Source organism: Paenibacillus sp. TAB_01, assembly GCF_043945595.1.
GTDB lineage: Bacteria > Bacillota > Bacilli > Paenibacillales > NBRC-103111 > Paenibacillus_S.
Genome location: NZ_JBIFNP010000001.1, coordinates 1,042,672 through 1,054,861, shown reverse-complemented (window position 1 = coordinate 1,054,861; position 12,190 = coordinate 1,042,672). Strand labels below are relative to the sequence as shown.

Here is a 12,190-nt window from a genome sequence, read left to right as displayed (position 1 = left end):
CAAAAATGTTATTCTACAATGGTGCGCACGTGGGGATTAGCGAAACGGCGCGCATGAAACACCAGCCGGAAAGGAGCTTACGAAAGCATGAAGTGGAGAGGAAAACCGATGTCCGTCGGCATCGCCGTATTTGCCTTAGTCGCGTTGGCCGCCGTATACAGTGTGTTCTTTTACGGAAAAGGGACAAGCCCGGGAGAGCGGCAGGCCGCCGGTTCGGCACCGGCCGAAACCAAGGCGCAGACGCCGGAGCCTGTGAAGAAGCCCGAGCCTGTCATTCCAAGCGAGAAGGTGGATGTCGTGGTGCTCGGCAGCGAGCTCGAAGGGCTGTATCTGGCCAGAGCCGCAGCCGACGAGGGACTGAAGGTCAAGGTGCTCGACCCTAGAGAAGCGTTCGGAGGACAGGTGCTGCAGGGCGAGATGCTGTTTCTGGACGAAACACGTGACGATAAATATCAATCGCTCGTGCAAGGACGCGCCAAAGAGCTGTTCGACGGCTTCCGCAACGGAAAAATCCGTAAGCTCTCGGAGTTTACGCAATATTTTGACAAGCTGAAAAAAGACATACCGGTCGAGTCCGGCATCAAAATTGAAGATATTAAACAAATTCCGGGCCAATTCGGTCCGCATGCCATCGAATCCGTCACCTACATAGACAAGAGCGGAGCCAAGAAAAATATCAAAGCCGATTATTGGGTTGAGAATACGGATTATGCCGCCTTGGTCAGCAAGCTGGAAGCAACCCGTATGCCCGGCCTGGAGCAGTTTTACGGCCAAAGCAATATCGAATATATGAGCTCCGGCATGATGATGAAATTCAAAAACGTAGACTGGGCCAAGTTCAATTCATCGTTTAACAGCCTGACTCCGCAGCAGCGCAGCGCCAAATACGGCGGGGGCTCGGTCAACGAAAGCTTTGCCATCGGCCTAAGCGGGATGACCTCGGCTTATAAGCCGAGCAACGACCGGGTATTTCTGCGCGGGCTGAACGCGGTGAATCAAAGGGACGGCGAAGTCATCATCAACGCCTTCCTGATTTATACGGTCGACCCTTCCGATGACAAATCGGTCGCAGAGGCGATGGAGCTTGGGAAAAAGGAAATTCCGCTCATCCTGGACCATTTCCGCAAAAACATCGTCGGCTGGGAGCACGCGGAGCTGAACGGCTTTCCGAATTATTTGTACATTCGGGAGTACAATCACTACGAGACCGATTATGTGCTGAAGCCTTCCGATATGCTGGGCGCCAAAATGTTCTGGGATAACGTCAGCATCGCGGGCTACCCGCTTGATTTGCAAGGCACCAGCGCCAACAAATGGGGCATCGAGATGGGACGGCCCGACAAATACGGGATGCCGCTGCGCAGCTTCCTGCTCAAAAACTATGACAATGTCATTATGGCAGGCAAAAATGTCGGCGCCTCCGCCATCGCCTTTGGCAGTGCGCGCATTCAGCCGAATACGAGTCTGGCCGCGGAAACAATCGGCATTCTGATGGGACAGCTGCAGGGCAAGAAAAAGCTGAGAGAGCTGCAGGAAGCCGATATGCCGAAGCTCGACAGCTATCTGCAGAGCAAATACAATATCAAGCTGACCGGCGTTACCGGCAACAATAAGATCGCCGGATGGACGCCGGACGAAATCGCCAAGCTGGATACCGGCGAAATCACGTATGCTTCCTATGTGAAGACGAGAAAAAAATAACCCTTTCCTTCGAGAGGTCACTGAAAAACTTACGGAGGGTACGGAAATGTTCTGTAGAAGCGTAAGCGTTCGCCTTTGTCCCTGGATTTCAACCGCTACAAGCGGAATATAATCAGAGAAATCCAGGGACAACAGCGATCGGAAGAATGTTCCGTACTCGTAGCAATGACTTTTTCAGTGGCCTCCTCCCTCGAGACCCTCCCTTCTTGCAGCCTTACGGCGCTTGGCGGGCAGGGTCTTTACTCTGTCCCCTGTTCCTCTCCCAAAAGCCGGGGAAACTTTAGTTCATAACGGTTTTGTACCTGTTGAAAAGGCGGCCGCTTGCGTATACTGTGCGTATTGTAAAAAGAACGGAGTGATGGAACCTATGAGTGCAAGTGCGTTTTCTACAAGCAGCCAAGCCGTTATGCCACCCAATTCCAACTATGACAGGAGAATTTATGAGCGATCCCTCGAATCAAGCGGGCTTCACATTGCAATCTCTGGGCTTTAAGCCCTTATGGGCGGAGCATCGAAAGGAAGGCTTCGCCGCCGGACGCATTGTCCTGGAGCATAAACATATGTACCGCATCTATACGGAAGACGGCGAATGGCTAGGCGAGCTGTCGGGTAAATTCAGGCATGATGCGGCGATGCGCGACGATTACCCCGCCGTCGGCGACTGGGTATGGCTGAGCAAGCTGCCGGGGGAAGGACGGGCTATTATTCACGGCGTCTACCCGAGAATCAGCAAGTTCTCCCGCAAAGCCGCCGGAAGCACGATGGAGGAGCAGATCGTTGCCGCCAATATCGACCGGGTCTTCCTCGTCATGGCGCTGAATCAGGATTTCAATCTCCGCAGGCTGGAGAGATACCTGCTTATCGCCTACGAGAGCGGAGCACAGCCTGAGATTGTGCTGACAAAAAAAGACTTGTGCCCCGACCTCGACCGCCATCTTGCCGAGGTCGAAGCGATTGCATTCGGCGTGCCGGTCTATGCCGTCAACAGCCTGGCCGACGATGGCATCGAGGCCCTGGAAGGCTCGCTTCGAGCCGGCGAAACGATCGCGCTGCTCGGCAGCTCCGGCGCCGGCAAATCGACGCTGCTGAACCGTCTATACGGCGAAGCGCGGCAAAAAACCGGCGGCGTCCGCGAGGGCGACGACCGCGGCAAGCATACGACGACGCACCGCGAGCTCGTCGTCCTGCCCGGCGGCGCGATGATCATCGACACGCCGGGCATGCGCGAGCTGCAGCTGTGGGAGGGCGGCGACGCGATGAGCGCCGCCTTCGCGGACATCGGCGAGCTCACCGCCCGCTGCCGGTTCGCCGACTGCAGCCACGGCAGCGAGCCCGGCTGCGCGATTCGCGCGGCGCTCGCCGACGGTACGCTGCAGCAGGAGCGCTACGCGAGCTTCGTCAAGCTGCAGCGCGAGCTTGCCTACGCGGAGCGCCGGAACGACGCGGCCGCCGCGCGCGTCGAGAAGGAGCGCTGGAAAAAGATTCACAAGCAGATGCGCGAGCGGGGCAGCCGGTAAGGCGGCCATATATCATCGTCGCGGATTTCATGATTGCCCCGACCACGGCAGCCTTGGAAGCCTTCTGCCTATATAAGCCTGATGAATTGAACCTAAATAAAAAAGTCTTCCGGAATTTTTGTTCCGGAAGACTTTTTTATTCTCATAATTAGCCGTCTCATCCGGCGGCACAGGCTTCTTCAGGCTCCGAATCCTTCTCCTTCGTCCCCGTGCCCGCCGGCTCAGCGCAGCTTCAAAGCTATCTTCACCTCATGGTTATCGAAGGTGACACCGCGGACGCCGGCCGGTTTCGGCAGGTAGTCGTTCAGCGGAAGGGTCAACGGCTCCAGCTGGAACCAATCCAGCGGAATTTCCGCCTGCTTGATCTGCGTCTCCGTATGGGACGCAATCAGATTGGGCTCCTGCCAGCGCATGCTGAAGTACAGTCTCGCGCCAACCTCCCAGCGGTCTTTATAAAGCAGATTGACATCGGCGATCCACCGGTCCCCTTCAAGCGTAAACTGCGCGCCGGTGACTCGAACGTCCGGCTGCACCTGTGCGTGCTCTGCCAACGCTTTCTTCAGCAGACTGTTCACCTCAGGCTCCGTCAGCGCAACCTCCAGCTTCCGGTTCGTCAGCATGTCCGCGATTTTACCGCGCACCGGAAGCTCGGAGTAGGCGAGGTCCAGCTGCTGGGTCGGCCGGACATACATATACAGTCCGGCTAACGCCAATGCGGCGATGACGGCAAGCGACAGCACCGCTCGAAAAAGCTTCCCCATGTCCCATCCCCTCCCGGGTCAAGTACTAAATAAAGTCCCTTTCACTCAAGCCGCTTGTCTAGGTGCCAGGCTTGTTCTGCTTATCCTTCAGCCAGCGGGGAGCGCCTTTGTTCTTGCGATCCTTCTCCCGCGCGCGGTCGTTCTTGCGCTTGTTCGCCGGGGCAGCAGCCGTCGCCGGCCTCACGGCAGCCTCTCTGCCGGAATCGTTCGGCGCTGCGGCAGCGCCGAACGCCGGGGCAGGCTCAGCCGAGATACGCGCCTTGGCGGCCGCAGCCTTGGGCGGCGCCGGCTTGTAGGCCGGCAGCCCGCCGCCTCTCGGTGCGGCCTCCTCTGCGCCTCCGTCTCCACGGCGGCCCGGCTCGACACGCACCTGCCGCTGCTCCTCGAAGCGGCGGCGCTGGGCGGGCTCGACGACTTTGCCGTAGGACAGCTCTTTTTCGTGAATTTCAATGCCCAAGGCTTTGGAAAACTTGTTAATGATGAACCGTTCCTTCGGCGTAATGATCGATATGGCGGTTCCTTTCTTGCCCATTCTTCCGGTCCGGCCGACACGGTGAACGTAATGATCCGCATCGATCGGCGGATCCAGATTGATGACCTGCGTCACATGCGGAATATCCAGGCCGCGTGCGGCAATATCCGTTGCGAGCAGCAGCTGGAACTTGCCTGCACGGAACTGCTGCATGACCTTGGCCCGCTCCTGCTTGCCCGCCTCGCCATAGAGCGCCTCAATGGACAAACCCGCATACTGCAGCTTGCCCACTACCTCGGCTACATCGTCCGTCTCATTGACAAACACGATGGCTGCGGGCGGATTGTAAAGCCGCACGATTCTGCGCAGCGTATCGATCTTGTCCCGATCCTCGCAGACAAAATACAGATGCTCCAGCGTCTGAGAGGTCCGCTGCTCCGGATGTACCTGAACATAGACCGGCTCGTTCATCCAACGGTCAATTACCGCCCGGATCGGCTGCGGCATCGTGGCTGAGAAGAACAGCACCTGACGGTCGCGCATCATGCTTTTCAGGATAGCTTCGACCTCCTGCATCGATCCCAGCTCAAACACCTGGTCAACCTCATCTACAACTACGCTGCGCACGTGGTGAAAGCTCAGCTTGCGTACCTTGAGCAGCTCCATGATCCGCCCGGGCGTTCCTACAACAATCTGCGGACGCAGCTTCAGCCTATCGATCTGTCTGCTGATCGCCGCTCCCCCGATCAAAGACTGCGAGCGGATGCCTGTTCCTTCGGTCAGCTGCTCGAGAGTCAGCAAAATTTGCATCCCCAGCTCCCGGGTCGGCACCAGAATAACGGCCTGAATCTCCTTGGCTGTCTTGTCTATTTTATGTAGTAAAGGCAGTAAGTAGGCTAACGTTTTGCCTGATCCTGTCTGCGACTGCGCTACCACGTCCTTGCCTTCGAGCGCAACGGGAATTGCCGCGGCTTGAACGGCCGAGGGCGTTTCGATGTTCAAATCACGAAGTCGGCGCACGTAAAAATCATCAATATTTAATGATGCAAAATGGCTGTTCATAAATTAAAAACGCCTCCTTTCATAAAAGCATCATACCAATGCGGCGTCAGAACATCAAGCCTCGTTCCCTGCCGCCGTCTTCCTTGTTATCCATGCAAATACGGCATCGAGCGCCCGCTCGTCCTCCTCCTTCGGAAACCGGTGACCGAGCCCCATGTACAGCTCCATCGCATAGTCTTTACCGATACGCTCAAGCCCCTCGGCCAGCTTGCGGGCTTGTCCTATGCCAACCTGTCCATCGTCTGTCCCGTGAATGATCAGGACAGGTGAACGGATTTGCTCCAGCCAATACATCGGCGACCGTGCGCGGTAAGCCTCCTCCTGCTTGCGCGGGTGTCCGACCACCCGCTTCAGCATCCGGCGCAAATCCACACGCTCCTCATAAGTGTCGAACAAATCGCTGACCCCGCCCCATACGACGACCGGTCCCGCCAGCTCGCAGTCCCTTGACGCCTGCATGGCCATCAGCGCGCCTCTGGAGAATCCGATCAGCGGAACGGGCCCGGCTTGACCTCCGGAAGCGACTGCATCAGCGTAATCGCGTGATAGACGTCGTAGCGGTCCTCGCCGCCGAAATCCTCGCGGCCTTCTCCTCCCTCATTGCCCCGGTAAAAGGGGGCGAAGACGGCATATCCCCGTTTGGCCATCGACATAATGCGGCGCTTGCGCACCATACCGACCTTGCGGATCCCGCCGCGGCAATAGATCAAGCCGGGAAAAGGTCCGTCTCCTTCCGGCACGGCCAAGTAGCCCTTGACCTTCAAGCCCTCGCTGGCATAGGTCAGCCGGTACAGCCGCATGCCTTTGCGCAGGCTGTTCAGCACCTCACGCTCCAGCAGGATGCCGTTCGGCTCGGAAGCCTCTACTTCCATTAATGCGGCGGCGGACCGATTCATGACTAAACATTCCTTATCCATGTCATGTCCCCTTTTCGCCTCTTCTTCAAATTGCATTTCCACAGCGGCCGCCTCCTGCATATAGTATTTAGAAAGAACGGAACCTGGAGCTGTCCGACCCTTTTTTTGACATCAATCCGTACGTAGGCTAGACTGAGGGAAGATAACGCTATTCTTATTATGTTCGGAAAGGTGGAGCTTTTCTCAATGAAATCTCAATTTACTGCCGAATTCGATTCCCTGGTGGAAAAATTCGCCGAGCTGTTGACCGGAGACGCTTCTCCCGAGATGGTCGAGAAAATAAAAATATGGTCGATCTACAATCATATTCACAAAACGATGCCCGCCCTGGCGAGTCATTGGAATCAATCCCATCCGGAGAGCAAAGCGGAGATCCGCGCCTTGTACGAAGAGGTCCGCAAGCTGAATTTGGAGCTGAAGGAACGCCATAAAAGCGAAGATCCGAGCCCGAGTAAATCCTGATGCGGCTTGGAGCGGGCCGCCATTCCGTTTCAGTTTCAGCAAGCCGGTTTATCATGCACTTTGAAATAAGACACGCCAATAAGCCTGCATGGTCCTAAGCAATCTTTACGGACGGGTGCGGGCTTATTGGCGTTGATGCGGCTTGTTATAGTTATTTTTTGTTCAGCATCCCTGAAGCCAATTTATCAAACACACGCGGGAACAGCTGAAACAGCTTCACGCCGAAGCCTGCAACGAAGGGCATATCCACCTCAGGTATCCGCTTCTCTATAGCTTGGAGCACCTTGGCCGCTACCCGTTCAGGCTTGAGCATAAACCATTTGACATTTTTCACATACGTGCCGGACGGATCCGCTTTGTCAAAAAAAGGCGTGTCAATCGGTCCCGGATTGATCGCCGTCACATAAACCCCCGTCCCGTTCAGCTCCTGCCGCAGACAATTGGTGAAGCCAAGGACGGCGTGCTTCGTAGCCGAATAGCCCGTTGACTTGGCCGAGCCGATCTTTCCGGCCATCGAAGCGATATTGACGATATGACCGCTTCCCCTCTTCACCATATGAGGCAGGACCGCTTTCGTACAGCGCACCGTTCCCATGTAGTTGACATCCATCATCTGCTCGATTTCGTCCAGCGAAGCGGATAGGAACGTCTCGAATACCCCGTAGCCCGCATTATTAATTAAAATATCTATGCGTCCAAACCTCTCGAGCACCTGCTCCATCACTGCCGTCACCTGAGCCGCAGAGGTTACATCCAGCGAATACACCGCATGCTCCCTGCCATTCAGCACAGCCGCTGCGGCGCTCAGCTTCTCTACCGACCTGGCCATAAGCACGGGTATGGCGCCTTGGGCGGCAAGCTGCTGCGCCATGATCGCTCCGATGCCGCTGGAAGCTCCCGTAATGACCGCTATTTTCCCGTTTAACTCCACTTTACGTAACCTCCAAGCCAGCTTTAAGGTTGAAAAACAACCCCACAAAGTGGGGCTTATGCTTCGAGGCAGACTCAGGTACTTTGCGGGGACCCCGAAAACATATACATTCTATCATGAAAAAAAGCGGGTTCATTTCCGGTCTCCCGGATAATGCCCCGCTTTAAATTTACATCATTAGTACTTGAATATCCAGCTCTCCGATGCCTTCCATAATAAGAGGGATGGTCAGCGCCTTCTTCGGCAGGAATCCTGCTGAATTCGCGGAATGGAGCAGCTTCGGCGGAGTAATGTCCACCTTCACGCCCTGGTTAAACAGCAGCGTGCTGGCATTGCCGCTAATCATGTTCCCCAGCTCGGAAATAGCGCTCTTGCTCATCTCGTCCAGCTCGGTAATGACGAATCCGCCCATCATGGCGGAAACCATTTTCAGTGCGACCTCTTCATGTAGACCAAATACGACATCGCCCTGCATTTGTCCGGTCATTCCGATCTGAATCCAAATGTACTTTTCTACGAACTTGACGTCTTTTATCCCAAGCTGCCCCGTTGAAGGCCGAATATTAGCGACTTGCTCGATGACAATTCTAGCAGATTCCAAAAAAGGATTAATATATTCCGCCTTCATGAGTACAGGTCTCCTTTGCGACAAAATCTTCCGTGTCCATAGGTCTCTATCCTCCATCATTATACCTAAAATTGTCGAATAAGTATACAACTTTTGACACTTTCCGTATAAAATGGCGATAAAACTAGGACTACGGTCTTTTCGCGGGAACCGGGGCCTAGCTATTAACGGAAGTACCGTTTTTCCTCCATGCTTACTTCTCTGTCTGCCTGTGGAAACGATCCTGGCGCGGGCCCATAATGCTAGTTTACCGTCCCCGTACTGCCGTATTTCAGCCTTACCTTAATATCTTAGCCTTACCTTACATCCTTAAGCCCATCTGGTTGCCCGAGCTGTATTTTTTCAAGCCTTTGTAAAAAAACAGCGTTCCTCCTGCCGTCAGCAGCGCCGCCATGCCGAGCGCTTCTCCCAGAAACAGCGGCTCTATGGAGCGCAGCAGGCCGATCGGCAAATAACTGATAAATCCGGCAGGAAGCACGGTAAACAAAATCAGCTTGCCCCATCCCGAAAAGATGCCGGTCGGATACGTGGAGAAAGCAAGCAGGCCGTTAAACAGCTGCTGGCCGAGCCCCTCCGCATTGCCGATATAGAAGGCCAGCGACTGCACCGTCACGGTGAAGAATAGAAAAACAAGCACCGCGATCAACAGCGCAAGCGCAAACTTGCCCAGGCCGGCAGGCGAGAGATCGCCGAACAGCGCGTACAGCATAAGGGCGAACGCAACGTCGCCGATCGCCGAAACCGACATGCGCCCGATCAGCAGATGGAGCAGCACCGGCTTCGGCTGGGACATCACGATGTCCAGCTGCCCGTTGGCAATCAGCCCCGCCAGACGCGGCGCATTGCCGAACAGTACCGCGTTCAAACCGAATCCGCCTGCGCTTACCGCCCACATCATCATAACATCCTGAAAGCAACCAGCCGTTCACAACCTGGAACCGGTTGAAGTAAAGTCCCCAGAACAAAATCCAAACGATATTATTAAGCACCATCATTCCGGCGGTGAGCAGGAAGCTGAAGCGGAATTCCATCGCTCCCGCCAAATTCAGCTTCCAGCAGCACCAGACGAAAGCGGCCAGTCCCGCTGCCTTGTCGAATCTGCGCTTCATATCCGCTCTCCCCCCGTGCTCCAAAGTCTATCCGCCGTTCACATTCAGCTTGCGGACGCCCCGCCAATACATGATTCCTACTCCAATAGACAACAGCAAGATCCAGCCCGCCTGAACAGCCAGCATAGGTAAAAGCGAAGCATCCGCCCACCTTACGGCCGTTCGGGACGGAAAATATAGCACCGTTTGGAACGGGAGCCAGCGGCACACGGCCTGCAGCTTTTCCGGAAACAGCTCCAGCGGCATCAGCATGCCGCCTATCGTGAACAGCAGCTTGTGGTAGACGAACTCCAGCCCTCTCGTTTCCTCGACCCAGAAAGCGCACAGGGCAAGAATCATATTAAGCAGGAAATTGACCGTTACCGCCCCTGCCGACATCAGCAGAAATCCTGCCCAGCCCCAGCCGAATGCAGGCCAGCCGAACAGGCATAATCCCAGCAGCCCCCCGACGCCTAAGTTGACCAGCAGCCGGACAGACACCTCACTCAGGTAACCGACATAATGGTAGCCGATATAACTGAACGGACGCGTCAGCTTGTAGCCGACGTCACCGTTCTTTACCTCTTCTTCGATTCGGGTCGACAAGCTGGGAAAAGCCGTCGCCAGCGCTTCGGCGAACAGGATATACCAAATAATCTGCTCGTAGCTGTAGCCTTCAATCAGAGCGCTTCCCTCTCCTTGATAGGTGACCCGCCACAGCTGGGTGAAAATGTACATAATAAGGATAAGAAAAATCGATCTGACGATAAAATCGTACACATAGGCGAAATGATTCCGCAGCGTCACTCTGCCTATCGCGGCATATTTGACGATCTTGCCGGTCACGGTAGGTTTCGTCGTATGGAGCGGACGGTCTGTATGCCTCCAGGCACTATCCACGAACGGAGCTGGAGAGGGTGATGCTGCTGCCGACGTGCGGGCCTCTTCGATCCGGCTCATGGTACCGCCACGCTCCCCTCCGGCTTCTTCGCTTCCCGGGCATAAATATGGGTAATGATGTCCTCCATCGGCGGGCTTTGAATCGTTATATCTACGACTCGATACTCACTGACCAGATGGGAGAGCACCTGCTCCATGCTTGCGGCGGATGTCTCGACCGACAGCTCAAGCTCCGCCTCCGTCTGCCGCAGCAGCTCTACTCCCGGGAAGCGAAACGGCTCGCCCGGCTGCTGCAGTCTAAGGTGAACCGTCTTCTCCGTCAGCAGCTCTCGTTTCATCCGCTCTACCTGATCGTCCAGAATAACCTGTCCGTGGTTGATGACAACCGCCCTTCTGCACAACTGTTCGATATCTCCCGCATCATGGGAGGTTAAAAAGACCGTCGTGCCCTCTTCCCGGTTCATTTGGACAATCAGCTCGCGGATCTTCTGCTTGACGATCACGTCCAGTCCGATGGTCGGCTCGTCAAGGAACAGAATCCGCGGCCGGTGCAGCATAGCCGCGGCAATCTCGCAGCGCATCCGCTCCCCGAGCGACAGCTTGCGCACAGGCACGTTCAGGTAAGGCTCAAGCTCGAAGCGACGGACCAGCTCGTCGCGGCGGCTGAAATAATCGTGCCGCTTCAGCTCGTAGATTCTGCTCATCAGCTCGAAGGAATCGATCGGGGGGAGATGGTACCAGAGCTGCGATTTTTGGCCGAACACCGAGCCTACGAAGTAGGCCAGCCGGCTCCGCTCCTTCCAGGGACAGAAGCCGAGCACCCGCGCCTCGCCGCCGGTAGGGTGAAGAATGCCGGTCAGCATTTTGATCGTGGTCGATTTGCCCGCTCCATTCGGCCCGAGAAATGCCAGCATCTCTCCCTGCTCGACGGTCAGATCAATTCCGTGCACCGCCGTTTTCTGCTCGAACACAGGCTTGACTAACGATTGCAGGCTGCCGAAGAGCCCATCCTTCTTGCGTTTCACTTCAAAGCTTTTGGTCAGTCCCCGCACTTCAATCGCGCTCATTGCGCCTCCCCCTCTTCACCTGACATGTGAATAATTGTTATATATTACCATGGAAGGGTCGGGCTGACAACAGAAATTATTGCTATATGCATTCTGTTCCGAAAGGGGAAAACGACGCAAAAAAACCGTGCGGCCTCACCCTCTTAAGGGCATGAAGCTTCACGGTTAGAATCGGATTTCGCGGTCATTCGGCTGTCTTCGGCTACACTTCATCAAACGACCTGTCATCGTCAAACGGCAAGCCGCAGGCGGGGCAATATTTCACCTCAAGCGGGACGATTTTGCCGCAGCTGCATTCCTTTTCGTTTTTGACCGCCTTGATTTTGGCTTCGAGCACGCTGATATCCCGCCGCAGCCCGGTAATATGCAAGCAGTAGCCTTCGATGTCCTTCCCGGCCATCTTCCAGTCCCCATTGCGGTAAGAATGGAACACAGCTTCTCCGATATACGCATACGACTTCTCAATCTCCCTTTCCTTCAAGGAGATTTGGGTTTTCAGCTTCGTGATTTCAACCGTTTGCTGCGCTTTTTTGGCTGCATCGGATGCGCCTTGCTTCATTTTATCAAAAAACGACATTGGGCCTCCCCCTTCCCCAACCGGATTGCTCCTATTACCAAGGTATGTAAAAATGGAAGGCCGCATGCCAAAAAGACGGGCCGCGGCGTATAATTTCTCCTCCGGCC

11 protein-coding genes and 1 pseudogene are annotated in these 12,190 nt (G+C 55.5%); 3 read left to right on the top strand and 9 right to left on the bottom strand.

The annotated features are described in order from the left end of the window. The first annotated feature begins 87 nt into the window (after positions 1-87). Complete coding sequence (locus tag ACHHV8_RS05160; RefSeq protein ID WP_395157320.1) at positions 88-1,701, top strand: FAD-dependent oxidoreductase; 1,614 nt, start codon at positions 88-90, stop codon at positions 1,699-1,701. A gap of 440 nt (positions 1,702-2,141) precedes the next feature. After that, entirely contained in the window at positions 2,142-3,218 is a 1,077-nt protein-coding gene (rsgA, locus tag ACHHV8_RS05155) for a ribosome small subunit-dependent GTPase A (protein ID WP_395157319.1), read from the top strand. A 221-nt stretch (positions 3,219-3,439) separates the two neighbouring features. Here rsgA and ACHHV8_RS05150 read toward each other — a convergent pair whose 3' ends face one another. From ACHHV8_RS05150 to ACHHV8_RS05140, 3 genes and pseudogenes are all read right to left on the bottom strand, one after another. Then, positions 3,440-3,979 carry a hypothetical protein gene (locus ACHHV8_RS05150; RefSeq protein ID WP_395157318.1) on the bottom strand — a complete coding sequence of 180 codons (540 nt, stop codon included), beginning with the start codon at positions 3,977-3,979 and terminating at the stop codon, positions 3,440-3,442. A 58-nt stretch (positions 3,980-4,037) separates the two neighbouring features. Further along, positions 4,038-5,513, bottom strand: a complete 1,476-nt coding sequence (locus ACHHV8_RS05145; RefSeq protein WP_395157317.1) for a DEAD/DEAH box helicase — start codon at positions 5,511-5,513, stop codon at positions 4,038-4,040. A 54-nt stretch (positions 5,514-5,567) separates the two neighbouring features. Then, positions 5,568-6,385: pseudogene (locus ACHHV8_RS05140) on the bottom strand (alpha/beta hydrolase family protein). Between the two features lie 231 nt (positions 6,386-6,616). On the opposite strand from ACHHV8_RS05140, the gene ACHHV8_RS05135 reads away from it, so the two are divergent. Beyond that, the gene (locus ACHHV8_RS05135) at positions 6,617-6,892 is read left to right on the top strand and encodes a DUF2573 family protein (protein WP_395157316.1); all 276 of its coding nucleotides are present in this window, start codon (positions 6,617-6,619) and stop codon (positions 6,890-6,892) included. Positions 6,893-7,043: 151 nt separating this feature from the next. On the opposite strand, the gene ACHHV8_RS05130 is transcribed toward ACHHV8_RS05135, so the two are convergent. From ACHHV8_RS05130 to ACHHV8_RS05105, 6 genes are all read right to left on the bottom strand, one after another. Further along, positions 7,044-7,823 (bottom strand): SDR family NAD(P)-dependent oxidoreductase, encoded by a 780-nt coding sequence (locus tag ACHHV8_RS05130; protein WP_395157315.1) that lies wholly within the window; start codon positions 7,821-7,823, stop codon positions 7,044-7,046. 169 nt (positions 7,824-7,992) lie between these two features. Continuing rightward, positions 7,993-8,451, bottom strand: coding sequence for a chemotaxis protein CheX (locus ACHHV8_RS05125; RefSeq protein WP_395157314.1), 459 nt, complete (start codon positions 8,449-8,451; stop codon positions 7,993-7,995). Positions 8,452-8,752: 301 nt separating this feature from the next. Beyond that, positions 8,753-9,352 carry an ABC-2 family transporter protein gene (locus ACHHV8_RS05120; RefSeq protein ID WP_395157313.1) on the bottom strand — a complete coding sequence of 200 codons (600 nt, stop codon included), beginning with the start codon at positions 9,350-9,352 and terminating at the stop codon, positions 8,753-8,755. 235 nt (positions 9,353-9,587) lie between these two features. Next, on the bottom strand, positions 9,588-10,499 hold the full coding sequence (locus ACHHV8_RS05115; RefSeq protein ID WP_395157312.1) for an ABC transporter permease: 912 nt from the start codon (positions 10,497-10,499) through the stop codon (positions 9,588-9,590). Continuing rightward, on the bottom strand, positions 10,496-11,506 hold the full coding sequence (locus tag ACHHV8_RS05110; RefSeq protein ID WP_395157311.1) for an ABC transporter ATP-binding protein: 1,011 nt from the start codon (positions 11,504-11,506) through the stop codon (positions 10,496-10,498). The genes ACHHV8_RS05115 and ACHHV8_RS05110 overlap by 4 nt, the downstream gene beginning before the upstream one ends. A 202-nt stretch (positions 11,507-11,708) precedes the next feature. Next, positions 11,709-12,083, bottom strand: a complete 375-nt coding sequence (locus ACHHV8_RS05105) for a zinc ribbon domain-containing protein (protein ID WP_395157310.1) — start codon at positions 12,081-12,083, stop codon at positions 11,709-11,711. Positions 12,084-12,190 lie beyond the last annotated feature (107 nt).

Bases quoted from the DNA above. Each gene is read 5' to 3' on its own strand.
- ACHHV8_RS05150 (WP_395157318.1), bottom strand. From the start codon at position 3,979: ATGGGGAAGCTTTTTCGAGCGGTGCTGTCGCTTGCCGTCATCGCCGCA.
- ACHHV8_RS05120 (WP_395157313.1), bottom strand. From the start codon at position 9,352: ATGATGATGTGGGCGGTAAGCGCAGGCGGATTCGGTTTGAACGCGGTA.
- ACHHV8_RS05145 (WP_395157317.1), bottom strand. From the start codon at position 5,513: ATGAACAGCCATTTTGCATCATTAAATATTGATGATTTTTACGTGCGC.
- ACHHV8_RS05105 (WP_395157310.1), bottom strand. From the start codon at position 12,083: ATGTCGTTTTTTGATAAAATGAAGCAAGGCGCATCCGATGCAGCCAAA.
- ACHHV8_RS05160 (WP_395157320.1), top strand. From the start codon at position 88: ATGAAGTGGAGAGGAAAACCGATGTCCGTCGGCATCGCCGTATTTGCC.
- ACHHV8_RS05135 (WP_395157316.1), top strand. From the start codon at position 6,617: ATGAAATCTCAATTTACTGCCGAATTCGATTCCCTGGTGGAAAAATTC.
- ACHHV8_RS05110 (WP_395157311.1), bottom strand. From the start codon at position 11,506: ATGAGCGCGATTGAAGTGCGGGGACTGACCAAAAGCTTTGAAGTGAAA.
- ACHHV8_RS05125 (WP_395157314.1), bottom strand. From the start codon at position 8,451: ATGAAGGCGGAATATATTAATCCTTTTTTGGAATCTGCTAGAATTGTC.
- rsgA (WP_395157319.1), top strand. From the start codon at position 2,142: ATGAGCGATCCCTCGAATCAAGCGGGCTTCACATTGCAATCTCTGGGC.
- ACHHV8_RS05115 (WP_395157312.1), bottom strand. From the start codon at position 10,499: ATGAGCCGGATCGAAGAGGCCCGCACGTCGGCAGCAGCATCACCCTCT.